Source organism: Streptomyces sp. NPDC079141 (assembly GCF_040686775.1).
Taxonomy (GTDB): Bacteria; Actinomycetota; Actinomycetes; order Streptomycetales; family Streptomycetaceae; genus Streptomyces.
Window position 1 is genome coordinate 1 of the sequence record NZ_JBFBLP010000009.1, and the last position, 17,885, is coordinate 17,885.

A 17,885-nucleotide genomic window follows, 5' to 3' on the forward strand; every position below is an offset into this window, starting at 1 on the left:
TGCGGCTGCTCGGGGGTGCCCTCGGAGCGGGGGAAGAACTCGTACCAGGCGCCGTACAGGGCGCGTTCGCGCTCCACCAGCAGCGGCAACGGGTCCGAGGCGGTGACCAGCTCCCGCAGCGGATACCGGGACAGCACCTCATCCACCTCGGGCCGGAAAGCGGCCGCCAGGCGGGTCACGACCGGCAGGGAGTCGTCGCGCAGCGTCTCGACGGCGGCGCGGATCACCCGCCGCTCCTTGCGGGGCACCGAAGCAGCCGCCCGCTCGTGGATGTCCGCGCCCTCCTCCAGCACCAGCCCGGTGTCGATCCCGGCCGGGATCTTGATGCGGGCGTGGTGCCGCCAGGTGGAGACCGGGTCGCTCCAGGCCTCGACGTGGAACGTCCAGTGGCCGGGCGCGGTGGGGGTGACCTCGGCACCCCAGCGGTCGGTGCCCGGGGCCAGCTCGCGCATCGGCGTCCACGGGCCCGCACGGCCCTCGGGATCCCGCAGCACCACATTGGCGGCCACGGCGTCATGGCCCTCGCGGAACACGGTGGCCGAGACCTCGAACGTCTCACCCACCACCGCCTTGGCCGGACGCCCGCCGCCCTCCAGGGACGGCTGAACGTTCCGTACGGGGATACGGCCGATGGCCGCGGTTGTCTTCATGGTCTCGCCTCTCCGCCGTGCCGGTGGCCGGGCCCAGGAGGGCCCGGCCAAGGAATCCATGCTGTGCCGGAGGGGCCTATGTGCCCGCCGGGGAACGCCGTTTCGCGGCCGACGGTCCCCGTCGGGCGGCGACGCCCGGACGGGCGCGCTGGTTCTGTTCCCGCAGGTAGGTGCCGAGAGTGGTGCGCAGATAGCGCTCGGCGGCGTCCGCGGCCTCGCGCGCGCACCGCTTGCCCATCAGCACGCACAGCGTGTACCCCGAGTCCTCGAACGTGGCCCGCACGTTGCGGTCGGTCGGGGCCGCGAGCATGAGACGTTCCCAGGCACGGTAGCGCCGCAGTTGCCGTGCGACTTCGGCTTTGGCCGGTAGCAGCATGACGCCGTTCACCTTCCGGGTTCGATCGGCACGCGTCCCGACGGTCGGGCGGTGGCGGGGATGCGGACACACGACACCGTTACGGGGCATCGAGGTCTTCACTCATGGTGCACGTGTGACGACCCAGCGTCTTGTTAGAGCTTCAACGACTTGGCGTGTCGCTCTCGTGTTGCACGAATGGCGTAGCACTCCCACCCTTGAGGTGACTCAGAAGCGATCAATGCTCACGCTTCGCGTTCGGGGCCCGTCCCGCGGGGACGGGGAAGCGCCGAGTCTCGCCGGTGAGGAGCCAACGACGATGAAGACCGCAGTGCCCTGCTACTACCACCTCGACGTGGAAGTCAGTCCGGAACGGGTCGGACAGGTCAGGCGCATCCTGGCCGCTCACCTCCGGTACTGGAACCTGGACAACCTCGTACAGCCCGTCTGCGGCGGCGCCGAACTGCTGCTGAAGGCCATCGACGAGCACGCGACGGACAAGAGCACCTCGATCGAGATGTGGTGGAACGGCCAGCACCTCATCACCGCCGTGGGGGGCAACGACCGCGATCTGCGCCCGGACCAGGACCTGCGCGGCTGCCTGGAGCACATCGCGGCCATGAGCGACGGCTGGGGCTGCTGCGCCACGGACACCGGCAGCAAGGTCATCTGGTTCTCCCAGCGGGCCCGCGCCGACCAGCGCATCCCGCTGGTCCCGACGGCCCCGGCGCCGAGCCTGCGCGAGGTGCTTCAGGTGCCGCGCGAGGTGCCGGCCGCCCTGCTGGCCGGTCCGGCGAGCGCCCCGGACGGGGTGCTGGAGGAGGCGCGGTGACCGCGCGCAAGCACCGGAAAGGGGTGCCCGCCTGGAGCGGGCACCCCTACCCGCTGGGCGCCGCCTACGACGGACAGGGCACCAACTTCGCCCTGTTCAGCGAGGTCGCCGAGCGCGTCGAGCTGGTCCTCGTCGGCGACGACGGCAGACACACCAGCGTTCCGCTGACCGAGGTCGACGGCTTCGTGTGGCACTGCTTCCTGCCGGGCGTAGGGCCGGGCCAGCGCTACGGCTACCGGGTGCACGGTCCGTGGCACCCGGCGCTCGGCCACCGGTGCAATCCGGCGAAGCTGCTCCTGGACCCGTACACCCGCGCGGTCGACGGGCAGATGGACAACCACGCCTCCCTGTTCGAGCGCGCCCCCGGCGGCCCCTCCCCGGCCGACAGCGCCGGGCACACCATGCTCGGCGTGGTGACCGACCCGTACTTCGACTGGGGCGACGACCGCCCGCCGCGGCGGCCGTACGCCGACACGGTCATCTACGAGGCCCACGTCCGCGGCCTGACCCGCACCCACCCCGACGTCCCCGCCGAGCTGCGCGGCACCTACGCCGCCCTCGCGCACCCCGCGGTCGTCGAGCACCTGACCTCGCTGGGCGTCACGGCCGTCGAGCTGATGCCGGTGCACCAGTTCGTCCAGGACGGCGTGCTCAAGGACCGCGGTCTGTCCAACTACTGGGGCTACAACACGATCGGCTTCTTCGCGCCGCACAACGCCTACGCCGCCCACGGCACCCGCGGACAGCAGGTCGCCGAGTTCAAGTCGATGGTGAAGGCGCTGCACGCGGCCGGCCTCGAAGTGATCCTGGACGTCGTCTACAACCACACCGCCGAGGGCAACGAGAAGGGCCCCACCCTCTCCTTCCGCGGCATCGACAACGCCTCCTACTACCGCCTGGTGGACGGCGACTGGTCCCACTACTACGACACCACCGGCACCGGCAACAGCCTGCTCATGCGCCACCCGTACGTCCTTCAGCTGATCATGGACTCGCTGCGGTACTGGGTGACCGAGATGCACGTTGACGGCTTCCGCTTCGACCTCGCGGCCACGCTGGCCCGCCAGTTCCACGAGGTGGACCGGCTCTCGGCGTTCTTCGACCTGATCCAGCAGGACCCGGTGATCAGCCGCGTCAAGCTGATCGCGGAGCCGTGGGACGTGGGCGAGGGCGGCTACCAGGTGGGCAACTTCCCGCCGCTGTGGTCGGAGTGGAACGGCAAGTACCGGGACGCCGTACGGGACTTCTGGCGCACCGAGCCGCACACGCTGGGCGAGTTCGCCTCCCGGCTCACCGGCTCCTCCGACCTGTACCAGCACAGCAGACGGCGCCCGCGCGCCAGCGTCAACTTCGTCACCGCGCACGACGGCTTCACCCTGCGCGACCTGGTCTCCTACAACGACAAGCACAACGAGGCCAACGGCGAGGGCAACCGGGACGGCGAGAGCACCAACCGGTCCTGGAACTGCGGCGCCGAGGGCGACACCCACGACGCGGCCGTCCTCGAACTCCGCGCCCGCCAGCAGCGCAACTTCCTCGCCACGCTGCTGCTGTCGCAGGGCATCCCCATGCTCTGCCACGGCGACGAACTCGGCCGCACCCAGCGCGGCAACAACAACGCCTACTGCCAGGACAACGAAGTGTCCTGGATCGACTGGCGGCTGAGCGAGGAGCAACGCGAACTCGCCGACTTCACGCGGTACGTCATCGCACTGCGCTCCGCCCATCCCGTGCTGCGCCGCCGCCGCTTCTTCCGCGGCGAGACGGTGACCCACGCCGGCCAGCCGCTGCCCGACCTGGTGTGGCTGCTGCCGGACGCGCGCGAGATGACGGAGGAGGACTGGCAGCGCTCGGACGCGCACTGCGTCGGGGTCTTCCTCAACGGCGACGCCATCGCCGAACCCGACCCGTGCGGCAGGCCCCTGGTGGACGACTCCTTCCTGCTGCTGCTCAACAGCTACTGGGAGCCGGTGGAGTTCCTGCTGCCGGACGTCACCTACGGCGAACGCTGGACGACGCTGATCGACACCGCGGAGGCGCAGGGCGCGCCCGACGAGGCCGAGCACAAGGCGGGTACGGGTATGACGGTGGAGGCCCGGTCCTTGGTGCTGTTGTCGAGGCCGTCGCGCGCTACCGCTGCCGGTGTGAAGTCACCGTGAACTGGGCGCCGTCCTGGTCCCGCAGGACGGCCTCCTCGCCCGACTTCGTCAGCACGCTGCCGCCGTGCAGTTCCGCCGCACGCGCGCAGGCCGCCACGTCCCCGACGGCGAAGTGGATCTGCCAGTGCGGCCGGATGGTGGGGTCGGGAGCGGCTCCCAGCGCTCCCGACTCGATCCGGGCCACCACATCGCCGTGGCTGCGCAGCACGACCTCGCCGCCCTCGTAGTGCACCTCGCAGCAGCCGGGCCGCTCCGTCGCCCAGTCGAGGACCTCGCCGTAGAAGATCGCGGAGTCGAAGGCGTCGCGGGTGTGCAGCCGGATGAAGGCCGGGCTGGAGCGGCGCCAGGTCTCCCAGTCGCTTTCCAGCTCCCCCTCCCAGATCCCGAAGGTGGCGCCGTCCCGGTCGGCGAGCAGGGCCGCCCGCCCCGGCGGGAAGGAGATCGGCCCGACGGCCGCCGTACCGCCGCGCTCCTGCACCCGCGCCACGGCCTCGTCGGCGCTCGGCACGGCGAAGTACGGCGTCCAGGCGACCGCCATCTGCCACATCGCGGCGACGGCGGCGATCCCGGCGACGGGCACCCCGTCCGCCAGGGCGATCCGGAAACGTTCCCCGAGTTTGCCCGTGCGCCACTGCCAGCCCAGGACGGCGCTGTAGAACTCCTCGGTGGCCTCCAGATCGCGGCTGGTCAGGCTCACCCAGCAGGGTGCGCCGAACACGGAGTGTGTGGAGACGGTGTTCGTCGTGCCGCTGGGGCCTGTCGTGTCGTGGTTCATGGCAGTACGCGTCCTGGTCTCGCCGGCCGGCGGCCACCGGCTTCTCTTCCCAGTGTCCGGCCGTTACCCCTACGGGCGCTCGCCGAGTACCCCGCGCGTCGCGCCGAAACAATGATGATTCCCACCCTGCGCCCACTGGCATACCGCTGCACGAGTGACACGATGGAGGCGTGACCCGGGCACCGCACGAACCCGCCGACGAGACCGAACGGATCTCCGAGCTTCAGGAAGAAGTCCAGCAGCTCAAGGAGGCCGTCGAGTCGCATGCCGTCGTGGACCAGGCGATCGGGATGATCGTCGCGTTGGGCCGGGTCGCCCCCGAACAGGGCTGGGCGGTGCTGAAGGAGGTCTCCCAGCACACCAACATCAAGCTCCGCAACGTCGCCGATCTGATCCTCATCTGGGGCCGCAACGGCGAGCTGCCCCCCGAGATCCGCGCCGAACTGGAGGACGCCCTCGACCGGCTCGGTCCGACGCAGATCCCGGGGCCCGAGGAGTGAGCCGCCCGCGGGGCCTCAGCGGGCCCCGGCGAGCAGGTCCTCGCGCAGCTGTGCGAAGCAGCCGCTGAGCAGTCGGGAGACATGCATCTGCGAGATGCCCAGCTGCTGGGCGATGCGGCTCTGTGTCATCCCGCCGAAGAACCGCAGATAGAGAATGGTCCGCTCGCGCTCGGGCAGCGCGTCCAGACAGGGTTTGACGGCCACCCGGTCGACGACGAGGTCGTAGCCCGGGTCGGGTCCGCCGATCGCGTCGCCCAGGGCGTAGCCGTCGGTGCCGGGCATCTCGGCCTCCAGCGACAGCGCGGAGAAGCACTCCAGCGCCTCCATCCCGGTCCGTACCTCGCTCTCGCTCAGCTGCGCGTACTGGGCGATCTCCTGCACGGTCGGGGCCCGTCCCGGTGTCGTCTGCGACAGTTCCTTCACCGCGTGCCGCACTCTGTTGCGCAGGTCCTGGACCCGCCGTGGCACGTGCAGCGTCCACATGTGGTCGCGGAAGTGCCGCTTGATCTCGCCGGTGACCGTGGGCACGGCGTACGCCTCGAAGGCGCAGCCGCGCGCCGGGTCGTAGTGGTCGACGGCCTTGACGAGGCCCAGCGCGGCCACCTGGTAGAGATCCTCCAGGGACTCGCCGCGGCCCTTGAAGCGGACCGCGATCCGCTCCGCCATGGGCAGCCAGGCCCGGACCAGTTCGTCACGGAGTGCCTTGCGTTCCGCGCCCTCCGGCAGCCGCGTGAGTCGTTCGAAGTCCGCGGCGGTGTCGGGAGCGTCGTGATGGGGGTGCTTGGTTCTGCCGGCGGTACGCATGTAGTGCGCCTCCCTCAGCAGATGCTGGCTGGGACACCGTGGGAGGCGCGCGATCATGGACTCATGGAAGACGTCCGGAGCCGGTCGGAAAGGGCTCCCACGGACGTGCCTCCGGTCCGAAGCACATCTGGGAGAATTCCCGGTACCGGGGGCTTCGAAACAATTCGCGGAATTTCGTGGAGGGAAATCCGGGCCGCCGGTACATTCCGGAATCGGAAGAATTCGGTGAGTGAAAGTCGCGGGCCCTTTCGCCGTTCCTCGGGCGCGCCGCCGGTGCGCCCGCCGCACGTCGCGGCGCCCGCCCTGTGCGGTCCCGGCGATCAAGCCGGCGGACGTGATGTGCGGCACGCTCGCGCCCCCGCCCGTCCGGGCGGCGGGCGGATTGTGCCTGGGCAGCGCTTGATCAGCGATCAGACGGGCGGAATGCGCTGGCCACAGCGCATTCCGCTCATTTGACAGTGCACTCGGCGCACAGATAGGAAGCAGCTCTCTGAGGTCGAAGAGGTGCAGTGTGTGCGAGCCGAACGTGGTCGGGGACTGGCAGGAGTACGACGAGCATGCCGGTCTGCGGGTCCGCGTCCACCGTCTGGAGAAGTCGGAACCCCCGCGCGGACGTGACGACGCCGCCGAGGGCATGACGTACTTCAGCGTCCGCGTGACCGTCGAGAACCGCGGCGAGCGGCACTTCGGCATTCACCTGGAGGACGGCCAGATCGATGTGCGGATCGGGCCCGACGGCGAGAGCGCCTTCCTGGACTGGCGCAACACGCAGTTCATTGAGGGCTTCGACGTCTACCCGCTGCGCCGGGCCACCGCCGTGCTCTACGCGGCCGGACCGGACGCGAGCCTGAGCCTGGTCGACATCCAGATCCAGCTGCGCGTCGACGAGGAGTGGACCGAGCGCCGGCTGTGGGCGGGCGGCATCGGGCTCGACGAGGGACAGACCCATCCCGCCGCCGGGCGGGAGAGCCTGGCGCACCAGCTGGACACCTTCCTGCGGGAGCAGGCCGAAGAGGGCACCGCCTGATCCGCTGCCGGATCAGTGGGGGATGCCGTCGATGACCTCGCGGGCGCCCTGACGCAGCAGAGCCACGGCGACCGATGTGCCGAGGGTGGCCGGGTCGAGCCGGCCGGCCCACTCGTGGGCGTTGAGCCGCGTCTTGCCGTCCGGGGTGAACACGCACGCCCGCAGCGAGAGTTCACCACCGTGGTCCACGCGCGCGTACCCGGCGATCGGGCTGTTGCAGTGGCCCTGGAGCACATGCAGGAACATGCGCTCGGCGGTGGCCTCCCGGTGGGTGTCCGGGTCGCCGAGGCCGCTGACCGCGTCGATGAGCTCGGTGTCGCCCTCCCGGCACTGCAGGGCGAGGATGCCCGCGCCGATCGGCGGCATCATCGTCTCGGGGGAGAGGACCTCGCTGATCACCTCACGCCGTCCGATGCGCTCCAGGCCGGAGACGGCGAGCAGCAGCGCGTCCGCGTCGCCGGCCGCCAGCTTCGCCAGCCGCCGGTTGGCGTTGCCGCGGAACGGCACGCACTGAAGATGCGGGTGCGTGGCGGCCAGTTGGGCGACCCGGCGCACCGAGGAGGTGCCGATGCGGGTTCCGGCCGGGAGTTCGTCCAGGGTGAGCCCGCCCGGATGCACCAGGGCGTCCCGGATGTCGTCCCGCTTCAGGAACGCCGCGAACGTCGTGCCCGCGGGCAGCGGCCGGTCGGCGGGCACGTCCTTGACGCAGTGCACCGCCAGGTCCGCCTCGCCCGCCAGCAGAGCGGCGTCCACCTCCTTGGTGAACGCCCCCTTGCCCTCGACCTTCGACAGATCGCCGAGCCACTTGTCACCGGTCGTCTTCACCGGCACGACCTCGGTGCGCACACCGGGGTGCAGGGCCGCCAACTCGGCGCGGACACGCTCCACTTGGGCGAGCGCCATGGGCGAGTCGCGGGAGACGATACGGATCAGTTCCGGGACGGACATGCGGGACACGATAGACCTTCCGGCCACAGCGTCCGTGCGGTACCGCTCGATTCGCGTCGATCAGCGCGGGCGCCAGTCGTAGGGGTAGAAGTTCACCTGCCAGTGCTCGGCGCTCCAGGCGGCCAGCGCGTCGATGTTGTCCGGCGTGCGCACCAGAGTGCGGTGCCGCAGCAGGTCACGCCGCTCGGCCGGGGTCAGCAGCGCGTCGGCCTCGGTGACGAGGTCGGCGTCGATGTCCTTGTTGTCCCCGCACACGTTGAGGTGGTCGCCCGTGGGGGTGCGCACGTCGACGCGGAAGTCCGTGCGCCACTGCGAGTTGTGTCCCCAGCCCTGGGAGAGGTCCTCGGTGGGGCGGTGGCGGCGCAGGAAGGTCCAGTACAGCGGCGAGCGGTCGGCGACACCGCGTTCGGCATGCCGGACGCCCGCGCGCACCCGCACTCCGGCGCGGCCGAACAGCACGTGCCCGAACCACAGTCCGGGCCAGACGACCTCGGTGACGCGTATGGGCTCGTCCGGGTCCTCGGCCTGCTCGACCTCGACGATCTCGTGGAGGAACGGATCGAAGGCGCCGGCCTCCTCGAACGGCGTCATGCCCAGCCGGGTGAACAGCTCCCGGTACTGACCGTCCGTCACCGTCGGCCACTCCTCGACCGGAAACTCGCGGTGGGGCGGCCACGGCTGCTCGGGGGCCGGGTCGGCGGGCGGCTGGAACGACAGCAGCAGCACGTCGCTGACCCGGCTGAGCGCGTACAGCTCCCACAGCAGGTCGCCGCACCGCTCGTGGAGGTCCTCACCCGGCGACCGGGGCAGCAGGCCCACGCCCTCGGCGAGGTCCTTGCCGTACTCCTTCTCGGCCCGCCGGATCCACGGCAGAACCACTGCCGTGAACGCGTCCGGGCCGGTGTGGCCGCGCAACTCGGAGAACAGTTCCCGCGCGTCGACCCAGGTGTCTTCCGTGTTCATGCGCGCACCGTAGCCGCGGCGGGCGCGCATGATCCACGCGTTTTACGCCGCCGTACGCGCGCGTGCGGGCCAGGTGAGGACCGCGAGTGCCACCACGGTGAGAAGGCCCCCGACGAGGAAGGTGCCGCGCACGTCCACGGCGGGCAGCAGGATGCCGCCCAGGAAGGCGCCCGCGGCCACCCCCACGTTGAACGCCACCGAGTTGGCGGCGAGCGCCGACTCGGTGCGCCCCGGCGCCACCTGGAGCACCTGGCTCTGTGTCGCCATGAACACCGGACCGACCGACGCGCCGAGCAGCATCAGCAGCACAACGGTCGCCGCCTTGCTGTCCCCGGCCGCGTACAGGCCGAGCAGGGCGACGGCCTGTGTCGTCACCGGCACGGTGAGCGTCGCGCGCGGGAAGCGGTCCAGCAGCGGGCCGTTCACGGTGACCCCGGCAAGGCCCGCCGCGCCGAACGCCAGCAGCACGGCGCCCACCGAGTCCTCGCCGAACCCGCTCACCTCGTCGAGGAAGGTGGCGACATAGGTGAACCCGGTGAACACGCCCGTCACCGACAGGGCGGTCGTGGCGAGGACGACGAGGAAGCGGCGCCGGTCGGGGGCGGCACCGTACGCGGAGTGGCTCTCCTGCGGGCGGGACGTCGGCAGCAGCACGGCGACGGCGACGAGCGAGACCAGGGCGAGCGCGCCGAGCACCGAGAACGGGGTCCGCCACTCGGTGTGCACGCCCAGCCAGGTCCCGGCCGGCACGCCGAGGACCGTGGCCGCCGAGCCCCCGACCGACAGCAGGCCGATGATGCGGCCGCGCCGCTCGGGCGCGAACAGACCCACCGCGACCGGGCCCATCACCGCCCAGAACAGCGCCTGCGCGAGCGCGGTTGCCGCGCGCGCCGCCAGCAGCGGGCCGTACGAGACGAAGCCGAGGGCGGAGATCCAGCTGGCCGCGGCGAGCAGCCCGAGCAGCACGACCATCAGGTACCGGCGGGGCACGGACCGGGTGAGGTGGGCGAGCGGCAGGGACACCACCACCACGGTGAGCGCGTAGCCGGTGACCAGCACGCCCACCGCCTGGAGCGACACCCCGAGGTCGTCCGCCATGAGGGGCAGCAGGCCGACGGGGAGGTTCTCGGCTGTGTTGAAGGTGAACGCCGCGAGCATCAGCGCCGCGACGACGGTGGCCCTGCGCCAGGCGGCCGGACGCGCGGGGGCCATCCCGGAGCGTTCCCGGGCCGGTGATTGTTGGTCGGTCATTGCAGGCAGCCTGCTGGGCCCGGCAGGAGGCTTCTACTCTTTCGTCCGAGGCCGAATCACTCGCCCGATCCGGCCGTGTCGACGAGGGAGGCCGCCTTGCCCCTGAGCTTCCACCTGGGCACCGACGACCTGACACGCTGCCGGTTCGCGATCTCGCCGCTGTGCCAGACGCACGAGGCGCTGCGTCTGCTGCGCCGCCCCGGCCGGCACGGCTACCACCAGGGCTGGCTGCGCCGGGTCCGCCGTACGGTCGCAGGGCTCGGCCTCGACCCGCTGCTGATGTTCATCCCGCCACCCGGCGGCTACACGCCCGACTTCCTCGGCCCGCCCCCGCCGGAGCCGTACCCCTCCTTCGAGGACGAACTGGCGCGGATGCGGGCCACCGATCCCGCCCTCGCCCACGCGGAGATGGCCCGCTCGCTCGCCTGCACCCCGGGGCTCGCCGAGTCGCCCCGGGGGCGCGCGGCGCTCGACGACCCGGCCGGCACCGTGCGGCAGCTCGCCGAGCTCACCGAACGGGCCTGGCATGCCCTGCTCGCGGCGGACTGGCCGCGCCATCGTGCCGTCCTGGAGGCGGACATCGCCCACCGCTCCCGGCAGGCCGCCGACGGCGGACTCGACGCGCTGCTCACCGACCTGCACCCCGGCATCGGCTGGACCGAGGGGACGCTCACCCTGGGCATGTACGGCGAGGTCGCGGACGCGCAGCGGGCCGACGGGCGGGGCGTGCTGCTGATGCCGAGCGTGTTCGTGTGGCCGGACGTGGTCAGCGGCTTCGCCCGGCCCTGGCAGCCCACCGTCATCTACCCGGCCCGCGGGATGGGCCGGGTGCACGAGGCCGCCGTGCCGAGCCCGTCCGAGGGCCTCGCCCGGCTGCTGGGCCACCAGCGCGCGGCCGTCCTCACCGGCCTCACCGCCCCCGCCTCGACCACCGAACTCGCCGCCCGGCACGGACTGGCCCCGTCGACCGTGTCGGCGCACCTGTCGGTGCTGCGGGAGACGGGGCTGCTCACCTCGCGACGCCAGGGCCTCTACGTCCTGTACGGGCGCACCGGCCTCGGCGACGCGATGGTGAACGGGGGCTGACTCAGGCGACCAGGGGTTCGCTCATCTCCACCGCGCGCACGGCCGCGGCAAGCGCGAGGTCGTCGCCGACGTCCAGGGCGGTGTCGGCCAGCTTGATGACGTGTTCGTCGCCGTGGGCGAGGGCGCGCTCCATGACCTCCTCGGCCGTCAGGCGCGCGGGCGGCTCGTACGCGACCGGTTCCTCGGGGGCGTACATCGCGGTGACGGCGGCGGACGCCGTCCAGGCCGCGTGCAGGCTGGGCGCCCACAGGTCGCGCGGCAGCGAATCCAGTGTCCGCAGCACGGCGTTGGGGGCCGTCGCCGCGTGGACGAGCATGGTCGGCTCGCCGTGGCCGTGGGTGGCGTAGCGGTGGGTCGTGGCACGAACGAGCTCCGTCAGCTTCTGCCGCGCGGTGTCCGGGTCGGTCACCTCCTGGGCCCACAGCGGCAGTTGCCGCACCGCGGCCAGGCGGTTGAGGAATCCCACGTGCCCTTTGCCGATGCCGGGTACGGCGTCCAGGGCCTCGGCGGCGGTGGTTGCGGCATCCGGCAGTACGACGAATCCGGTCACCGGCTGGTGCCGGGCCGCCCAGTAGCCCAGCCCGTGGGCGAGTTCGGCGAGCCGGGGTGCGTTCTCGGCGGCTTCGAGGGCGCGTACGGCGTGGCCGAGCCGGATGACGACGTGCGTGGCGCCGCCGTACATGCCTGGCAGCAGCCGCGGCCACCACTCGGCGAGGACGTCCCGCCAGGGGCGCTCGGTGAGGGAGCGGGAGAAGTGGTCGGTCCAGTCCGTGATCCGGCGCGGATCACCCAGCGCCGATGACCAGTTGTCGTCCGTGACCGGGGCCACGCGGTCGGGCAGGACGTCCAGCCGGTCCCGGTAGAGGTCCACCCAGTGGTGCACCGCCCCGGCGTGCCCGTGCGCGGCGAGCGCCTCGACGACCATGGGGGCGTGGTTGGTCAGCCAGCCCTCGAACTCCGGGCCGGAGGCGTGCAGGCGTTCCAGGGCCTCTTCGAGCTGCCCGCTCGTGTCTCTCGTCTCCATGCCGATCACGGTAGAGAGCGGTCCGTGGCACCGGATCGGGCCCGGGGAGGAGGCCTGGCGCGGCGCAGGTCCTAGTCCCCGGGCCCTACGGCCGGATCAGGCGTATGGGTCGAAGGTGATGCCCGACGGCTTCGCCGACGCGAGATGGTTGCCGAAACTGCTGTCCTTCAGGCCGAAGTTGGCGCTGCCGAAGTTGTACGCGGTCAGCTTGTCGCGCACACCCGCGGGGTACCCGTTCCAGCCGACCAGCGGCGGGTACTGCCAGGTGCCCTTGTGGTTCTCCGGCGGCTCGTCGTTGGAGTTCGCCAGCCGGAAGCAGTGCGTGCTGATGCCGTCCTTGTGGTAGACGATCTTCGCGTGAGTGCCGTCGAACCGGACGCCCGAGGCCGCGCTGACGGTGAACGAGCCGTGGTTGGACGTGGAGACGTACTGGGCGGCGCCGTTCTGCACCCAGATCACGACGTGCTCCCAGTCGTGCCGGTGCCCGCCGATGCTGCTGCCCGCGATCGCCTGGTCCTTCTCGAAGTACAGGCCGTACATATAGGCGCACCAGCCGTTGTTGCACTTGTAGCGCGAGTAGCTGTTGGTGTTGTCCAGGTCCGAGGCGTCGCGGCAGCTGCCGTTGAGGGCGCCGGTCGGGTTGAGGCCGCCGTTGACCGTGCCGTCGGGGCCGATCGCGGGCGTGGAGTAGCAGCCGTCCGTGTCGTAGTCGAAGGCCGGCTGGTAAGTGAACTCGGCGGCCTCGGCGTTGGCGGGCAGCGCCGGCGGCGGGGCGGCGAAGGCCACGGAGGGGAAGGCGATGACGAGCGCGGCGGCTCCGGCGAGTCCGGTGAGCCATCTCCTGCGGTGCTTCTTGAACGACGGTGACGACACTGCGTCCTCCTCTTCGGGCGCAGCCCAACGGCTGTGGGGGAAAGGGAAGTTCAGCTTCCCCACTTTTCATGTCCGCGCCAAGAGGGGGCAGGCGACTCTTCGATGACGGCTGCGCCAATATTCGGATCATGGCTGTGCGTCGGGCATGTCGGCCGCCGACTCCTCCGGTGTGAGATCGGGCCGCAGCCGCAGCCAGGACGGCTGACGCAGCATTCCGGCCCGGGTACGGGTGCTGAACCGCACCTCGCCGACCAGCCGGGGAACCACCCAGTGCGCGCCCGGGACCGAGGGCACCGGATCGAAGGGGCACACGTTCGTCTCGGCGGCCCTGAGCAGGGCGGCGAGTTCCTCGCGCTCCTTCTCGCTCCAGCCGGTGCCCACCCCGCCGACGTACCGCAGCCGCCCGCTCGCGCGCTGGCCGACCAGCAGCGCGCCGGGCAGGCCCGTGAGCCGCCCCTTGCCGGGGAGCCAGCCGCCCACGACGACGTCCTCGGCGTGCATGTTGCGGATCTTGATCCAGGTGCGGGCGCGGACGCCGGGTTCGTACACCGAGTCCAGCCGCTTGCACACCAGGCCCTCCAGACCGTGCTCACGCGTGGCCCGCAGCGCCTGCTCGCCATGGCCGACGAGGGCCGCGGGCGTCGACCAGTACGGTCCGTCGAGGCCGAGCCCCGTCAACTGCTCGCGCCGCCGGCTGTAGGGCAGCGGTACGAGCAGACGGCCGGCCAGGTGCATCACGTCGAACAGCACCAGATGGACCGGGGCCTGCGCGGCCCGGCGGGCGGCCTTGGCCGGGGCGTGGGCGAGCCCCATCCGGGACTGGAGCAACTGGAAGTCGGCCCGCCCCCGTTCGTCGAGGGCCAGCACCTCCCCGTCCAGCACGGCGGGCGTGGCCCCGAGCGCGCCGCCCAGAGGACGCAGCTCCGGATAGGCGGCCGTGACGTCCTCCCCCGAGCGGGCCCGCAACAGCAGGGTGCCGTCCCCGGCGAGATAGACCACCACCCGCTGGCCGTCCTGCTTGGTCTCGTACGCCCAGCGCGCGTCCTGCGCGGCGGGTGGAAGGGTGCCGGGCGTGGCGAGCATCGGGGGGATCAGCGGCAGGCTCACGGGTGAGTTGTCGACGGCCCGGTCCCGGCCCACGCGCCCGGGCCCCGGGTTTCGCCTGATCGGCGGCCCGCACATCCGGCGGGAGCGGCATTGCGTAGGCTTTTCGTCGAGGAACGTGCCGCCGCGCGGCGGATCCGCGGCGGCCGACGGGACGGGCCGTCGCGGACGGCTGTGAAGTCCCGGTGCGGTGGTGAGCATGGCAGGCAGGTCGGTACGGGCGGAACAGGCCGGCGCGACCCGGGAGCTGATCCTGACCGCGGCCGAGCGGCTGTTCGCCGAGCGCGGTGTGTACGCGGTCTCCAACCGGCAGGTCGGCGAGGCCGCCGGACAGGGCAACAACACCGCCGTCGGCTACCACTTCGGCACCAAGCCCGACCTGGTCCGCGCGATCGTCCGCAAGCATGCCGCGCCCATCGAGGACATCAGGTCCCGGCTGGTCGAAGGGACCGTCGGCTCCACCGACGTACGCGACTGGGTGGACTGCCTGGTCCGGCCCGTCTTCGAACACCTCGCCGCCCTCGGCAGCCCCACCTGGTACGCCCGCTTCTGCGCCCAGGTGATGACCGACCCCGCACTGCACCGGATCACGGTCGAGGAGGCCCTCGGCTCCCCGGCCATGCGGGAGATCGTCGAGGGCCTGAACCGCTCGCTGCCCGACCTCCCGGACGAGGTGCGCGCCGAACGCGGCGACATGGCACGCCATCTGATCGTGCACATCGCCGCCGAGCGCGAACGCGCCCTCGCCGAGGGCACCCCCACTCCCCGCGCCGGCTGGCAGGACACGGCGACGGGCGTCGTGGACGCACTGGTCGCCGTGTGGCAGGCGCCGGTCACACCGACGCGGTGATCCCGGCGCGGTGACGTCGGCAGCGATCCGAGATGCGGCAGGCCGGCTTTGGCGGGACGGTGGAGATCTGGAGGTACGGCTCCAGACTGCCGGATCCTGACGTTCCAGGAGCTTCCCGTGGACCCAACCGAACTGACAGCCGCCGCTGCCCCCGAGCAGCTGGGCGCCTATCTGAACGGCCTGCCGCAGCCCCCGGCGGTCCATCACCACGGTCCCGCCAGGACCGTCCGCACGGACCTGTACGAGGGGCATCGGATCGTCGTCACCACGACCTACGAGGTCACCGTCGACGGCAGACCGGTACCGGCCCACGTCGGCGTGGACAACAACGGCCAGGTGCACTGTCACGCCCTGCCCGCCTACCAGTTCGCCTCCGCCCTCGACACGGTCCGGGCCCTGATCGACAACTACCCCGAGGGATACGGCGAATCGCCCGGTGCGGGCCACGACGGAGCGCACCACCACGGAGGCGGTTGAGATGGCTGTGGTGCGCAAGAACATCGTGACCGACGCGGCGGCCCGGGACGCCTACATCGAAGGCGTCCGACTGCTCAAGCAGGAGAACTCGGCGTCCACCACGGCGAACTTGGGGATCGGCGGTGTACCGGTGCCGGTGCGCACGTACGACCTGTTCGTGATCTGGCACGTCCGGGCCATGCGTACCCCCATCCCTCCGGGCGGGGACCCCGATGAACGCAACGCCGCGCACATGGGCCCGGTCTTCCTGCCCTGGCATCGCGTGATGCTCGCGGTGTTCGAGGCCAACCTGCGGCGCGTTCTGGGTGATCCGAACTTCGGGCTGCCGTACTGGGACTGGGCGGCGGACGGCGAGCTGGACCACCCCAAGAACTCCGCCTTCTGGCAGCCGGACTGCATGGGCACGACCGGAACCGCGGCCGCCCCCACGGTGACGGACGGGCCGTTCGCCTTCGACCAGGCCGACCCCGACAGCTTCCGGGTGCGGATCACCACCAGCCAGAACCTGCAGCTGATCCAGACCGATCGCGGTCTCCGGCGGGCACGCGGGGCGGGTTCGGGCACCCTTCCCACCGGCGACCACGTGCTGGCAGCCCTGGACACGGCGCAGCCGGGAAGCGATCCGAGCGTGAAGACGTACGACTTCTCCCCGTGGGACGTCACGTCCGTCGGCTTCCGCAACCGTGTCGAAGGATGGAATCCGTACGGCCTGCACAACTCGGTGCACGCCTGGATCGGCCGCGACATGGGGCTCGCCTCGTCCCCCAACGACCCGGTCTTCTATCTGCACCACTGCAACGTGGACCGGATCTGGGAGGGCTGGATGGAGCGCCACGGTCGCACCTACCTGCCCGACATGACGGCGCCGGCCACGCTGAAGGGCCATCGCATCGACGACGCGATCGTCTCGCCGCTGGGCGGGTCGGCCACGCCGAGGACGGTTCTCGACGCGAGCAGCGTCTACTCGTACGACGCCCTGCCCTGAGGAGTTCACGAGGGTTCTCGGCCGGGGCCCGGCGAACCGGGCCCCGGCCTCCCGTCAGCGGGCGAGGCGGATGCGGGTGAGCTGGTCCTCACCGCCCGCGCCGGACTTGTCGACCACGTACGCGCTACGGCCGTCCAGCTCGACGTGGTTGGGGTTGGCGCCGGTGGTGATCGTCTCGACGACCGTGCCCGCGCCACCCGAGAACGCCCCGCACCACCCGCCCCGCCTGGCCCGGCCCCATCCGGTGCCGCGGCTCGCGGAACCGGTCTGCGCACTGCCCGTGCCGGACGGGACCGAGGAGTTCTGGGCCGAGGCCGGTCGCCGGGGCACCCCCCTGGTCGGCCCCGACCCCGAGGGCGCCGCCGACCATCTGGCGGTCACGTTCCTGTGGCGCGGCGGCCCCACGACCCGAGCCGTGCAGATCCTGCCGAACAAGCTCGGCGACCCGCGCGACCCCGAGGGCAACCTCATGCGGCACGTCCCCGGTACGGACGTCTGGCACTGGGCGCTCCGCCTGCGCCGCGACTGGCGCGGCACCTACGACTTCTACGTCGACGAGGGCGACGGCCAGACCCGGGCACCCCCGCGTACTGGCCCTGGCTGCGCAGCCGACGCCGCGCCGACCCGCTGCTGCGCGGCGAGCGCCGGGCGGGGCGGGTGTGGGCCGGCAAATTAATTGACTTAGGCAACGAGCTGGTAATGTCGCCGGTATGTCCACCCCACCGCTCCCCGACGGCCCCGCCGCCGCTGAAGTGATCGAGATCGAGCGCGCGCTGAGTCGCATCACCTACCTGAGCACGCGCGCCCGTCAGCACGAACGGCTGATGGCCCTGGCAGGCGTACCGCTGGACCGCGCGGCGGTCGCACTGCTGCGCCAGATCGCCGACGGCGAGCCGCAGCGCCCGGGGGAGCTGGCCAACCGGCTGGGAGTGGAGGCCTCGCACGTCACGCGCACGGTGCAGCAGTTGGAGAGGTCCGGGTACGTCTCCCGCGTACCCGACCCGGACGACCGCCGTGCCCAGCGCATCGAACTGACCGAGGCGGGCCGGAGTGCCATCGCCCGTGTGCGCGAGGTCGGCGCCCGTGGCATGCAGCTGGCCCTGGCCGACTGGTCACCGGACGAACTCCGGCAACTGGCGGGCCTGTTCCATCGCATGGTCGACGACTTCCTCGCGTACGCGGCCGACGAGGATCCGGAACGGCAGTCGACCGCGGGCTGACC

The 17,885-nt window shown here is 71.7% G+C and carries 19 protein-coding genes and 1 pseudogene; 10 read left to right on the forward strand and 10 right to left on the reverse strand.

All coding sequences use genetic code 11. The features are described 5' to 3' along the window. Positions 1–650: maltotransferase domain-containing protein (locus AB0Q90_RS23975; RefSeq protein ID WP_365733588.1), on the reverse strand; the 650-nt coding region annotated here is incomplete at its 3' end. A gap of 76 nt (positions 651–726) precedes the next feature. Then, on the reverse strand, positions 727–1,026 hold the full coding sequence (locus AB0Q90_RS23980; RefSeq protein WP_363165818.1) for a DUF5133 domain-containing protein: 300 nt from the start codon (positions 1,024–1,026) through the stop codon (positions 727–729). A 298-nt stretch (positions 1,027–1,324) separates the two neighbouring features. Between AB0Q90_RS23980 and AB0Q90_RS23985 the strand changes: the two genes are divergently transcribed. Then, entirely contained in the window at positions 1,325–1,837 is a 513-nt protein-coding gene (locus tag AB0Q90_RS23985; protein WP_363165817.1) for a pep a2, read from the forward strand. After that, positions 1,834–3,996 (forward strand): glycogen debranching protein GlgX, encoded by a 2,163-nt coding sequence (glgX, locus tag AB0Q90_RS23990; protein ID WP_363165816.1) that lies wholly within the window; start codon positions 1,834–1,836, stop codon positions 3,994–3,996. The genes AB0Q90_RS23985 and glgX overlap by 4 nt, the downstream gene beginning before the upstream one ends. Here the strand turns inward: glgX and AB0Q90_RS23995 are convergent. Then, the gene (locus AB0Q90_RS23995) at positions 3,968–4,771 is read right to left on the reverse strand and encodes a VOC family protein (RefSeq protein WP_363165815.1); all 804 of its coding nucleotides are present in this window, start codon (positions 4,769–4,771) and stop codon (positions 3,968–3,970) included. The two genes, glgX and AB0Q90_RS23995, sit on opposite strands and share 29 nt — an antisense overlap. Before the next feature lie 170 nt (positions 4,772–4,941). Between AB0Q90_RS23995 and AB0Q90_RS24000 the strand changes: the two genes are divergently transcribed. After that, positions 4,942–5,271, forward strand: a complete 330-nt coding sequence (locus tag AB0Q90_RS24000; RefSeq protein WP_363165814.1) for an ANTAR domain-containing protein — start codon at positions 4,942–4,944, stop codon at positions 5,269–5,271. 15 nt (positions 5,272–5,286) lie between these two features. On the opposite strand, the gene AB0Q90_RS24005 is transcribed toward AB0Q90_RS24000, so the two are convergent. After that, positions 5,287–6,075 (reverse strand): RNA polymerase sigma factor SigF, encoded by a 789-nt coding sequence (locus AB0Q90_RS24005; RefSeq protein WP_363165813.1) that lies wholly within the window; start codon positions 6,073–6,075, stop codon positions 5,287–5,289. A gap of 511 nt (positions 6,076–6,586) precedes the next feature. On the opposite strand from AB0Q90_RS24005, the gene AB0Q90_RS24010 reads away from it, so the two are divergent. Continuing rightward, a complete protein-coding gene (locus tag AB0Q90_RS24010; RefSeq protein ID WP_363165812.1) occupies positions 6,587–7,102 on the forward strand; it encodes a hypothetical protein in 516 nt (171 codons plus the stop codon). Positions 7,103–7,114: 12 nt separating this feature from the next. Here the strand turns inward: AB0Q90_RS24010 and hemC are convergent, their stop codons facing one another. From hemC to AB0Q90_RS24025, 3 genes are read right to left on the reverse strand one after another with little or no spacing between them, the layout of a single operon-like run. After that, positions 7,115–8,050 carry a hydroxymethylbilane synthase gene (gene hemC / locus AB0Q90_RS24015; RefSeq protein ID WP_363165811.1) on the reverse strand — a complete coding sequence of 312 codons (936 nt, stop codon included), beginning with the start codon at positions 8,048–8,050 and terminating at the stop codon, positions 7,115–7,117. A 60-nt stretch (positions 8,051–8,110) separates the two neighbouring features. Continuing rightward, positions 8,111–9,013 carry a hypothetical protein gene (locus AB0Q90_RS24020; RefSeq protein WP_363165810.1) on the reverse strand — a complete coding sequence of 301 codons (903 nt, stop codon included), beginning with the start codon at positions 9,011–9,013 and terminating at the stop codon, positions 8,111–8,113. A gap of 42 nt (positions 9,014–9,055) precedes the next feature. After that, positions 9,056–10,225, reverse strand: a complete 1,170-nt coding sequence (locus AB0Q90_RS24025) for an MFS transporter (RefSeq protein ID WP_363165820.1) — start codon at positions 10,223–10,225, stop codon at positions 9,056–9,058. A gap of 135 nt (positions 10,226–10,360) precedes the next feature. On the opposite strand from AB0Q90_RS24025, the gene AB0Q90_RS24030 reads away from it, so the two are divergent. Continuing rightward, positions 10,361–11,350: a DUF5937 family protein gene (locus AB0Q90_RS24030; protein ID WP_363165809.1), complete on the forward strand. Its 990-nt coding sequence runs from the start codon at positions 10,361–10,363 to the stop codon at positions 11,348–11,350. Between the two features lies 1 nt (position 11,351). Here the strand turns inward: AB0Q90_RS24030 and AB0Q90_RS24035 are convergent, their stop codons facing one another. The 3 genes from AB0Q90_RS24035 to AB0Q90_RS24045 form a co-directional block, all read right to left on the reverse strand. Continuing rightward, entirely contained in the window at positions 11,352–12,374 is a 1,023-nt protein-coding gene (locus tag AB0Q90_RS24035) for a questin oxidase family protein (protein ID WP_363165808.1), read from the reverse strand. A 96-nt stretch (positions 12,375–12,470) separates the two neighbouring features. Beyond that, complete coding sequence (locus tag AB0Q90_RS24040; RefSeq protein ID WP_363165807.1) at positions 12,471–13,247, reverse strand: NPP1 family protein; 777 nt, start codon at positions 13,245–13,247, stop codon at positions 12,471–12,473. Positions 13,248–13,373: 126 nt separating this feature from the next. Beyond that, the gene (locus AB0Q90_RS24045; protein ID WP_363165806.1) at positions 13,374–14,354 is read right to left on the reverse strand and encodes an ATP-dependent DNA ligase; all 981 of its coding nucleotides are present in this window, start codon (positions 14,352–14,354) and stop codon (positions 13,374–13,376) included. Between the two features lie 196 nt (positions 14,355–14,550). Here AB0Q90_RS24045 and AB0Q90_RS24050 point away from each other — a divergent pair, with 196 nt between their 5' ends. The 5 genes and pseudogenes from AB0Q90_RS24050 to AB0Q90_RS24070 all read left to right on the forward strand — a co-directional run bounded on the left by AB0Q90_RS24050 (position 14,551) and on the right by AB0Q90_RS24070 (position 17,883). Beyond that, positions 14,551–15,201, forward strand: coding sequence for a TetR/AcrR family transcriptional regulator (locus tag AB0Q90_RS24050; protein WP_363165805.1), 651 nt, complete (start codon positions 14,551–14,553; stop codon positions 15,199–15,201). Between the two features lie 117 nt (positions 15,202–15,318). Further along, positions 15,319–15,678, forward strand: coding sequence for a hypothetical protein (locus AB0Q90_RS24055; RefSeq protein ID WP_363165804.1), 360 nt, complete (start codon positions 15,319–15,321; stop codon positions 15,676–15,678). Position 15,679: 1 nt separating this feature from the next. Further along, positions 15,680–16,663 (forward strand): tyrosinase family protein, encoded by a 984-nt coding sequence (locus AB0Q90_RS24060; protein WP_363165803.1) that lies wholly within the window; start codon positions 15,680–15,682, stop codon positions 16,661–16,663. Positions 16,664–16,847: 184 nt separating this feature from the next. Further along, a pseudogene (locus tag AB0Q90_RS24065) lies at positions 16,848–17,290 on the forward strand (enterochelin esterase domain-containing protein); the annotation flags it as partial. Between the two features lie 83 nt (positions 17,291–17,373). Then, positions 17,374–17,883, forward strand: a complete 510-nt coding sequence (locus tag AB0Q90_RS24070) for a MarR family transcriptional regulator (protein ID WP_363165802.1) — start codon at positions 17,374–17,376, stop codon at positions 17,881–17,883. The last annotated feature ends 2 nt before the right edge of the window (positions 17,884–17,885 follow it).

Coding starts and splice junctions, on each gene's coding strand:
- AB0Q90_RS24020 (WP_363165810.1), bottom strand. CDS start 9,013: ATGAACACGGAAGACACCTGGGTCGACGCGCGGGAACTGTTCTCCGAG.
- AB0Q90_RS24070 (WP_363165802.1), top strand. CDS start 17,374: ATGTCCACCCCACCGCTCCCCGACGGCCCCGCCGCCGCTGAAGTGATC.
- AB0Q90_RS24025 (WP_363165820.1), bottom strand. CDS start 10,225: ATGGCCCCCGCGCGTCCGGCCGCCTGGCGCAGGGCCACCGTCGTCGCG.
- AB0Q90_RS24050 (WP_363165805.1), top strand. CDS start 14,551: ATGGCAGGCAGGTCGGTACGGGCGGAACAGGCCGGCGCGACCCGGGAG.
- AB0Q90_RS24005 (WP_363165813.1), bottom strand. CDS start 6,075: ATGCGTACCGCCGGCAGAACCAAGCACCCCCATCACGACGCTCCCGAC.
- hemC (WP_363165811.1), bottom strand. CDS start 8,050: ATGTCCGTCCCGGAACTGATCCGTATCGTCTCCCGCGACTCGCCCATG.
- AB0Q90_RS23980 (WP_363165818.1), bottom strand. CDS start 1,026: ATGCTGCTACCGGCCAAAGCCGAAGTCGCACGGCAACTGCGGCGCTAC.
- AB0Q90_RS24060 (WP_363165803.1), top strand. CDS start 15,680: ATGGCTGTGGTGCGCAAGAACATCGTGACCGACGCGGCGGCCCGGGAC.
- AB0Q90_RS24035 (WP_363165808.1), bottom strand. CDS start 12,374: ATGGAGACGAGAGACACGAGCGGGCAGCTCGAAGAGGCCCTGGAACGC.
- AB0Q90_RS23985 (WP_363165817.1), top strand. CDS start 1,325: ATGAAGACCGCAGTGCCCTGCTACTACCACCTCGACGTGGAAGTCAGT.
- AB0Q90_RS23995 (WP_363165815.1), bottom strand. CDS start 4,771: ATGAACCACGACACGACAGGCCCCAGCGGCACGACGAACACCGTCTCC.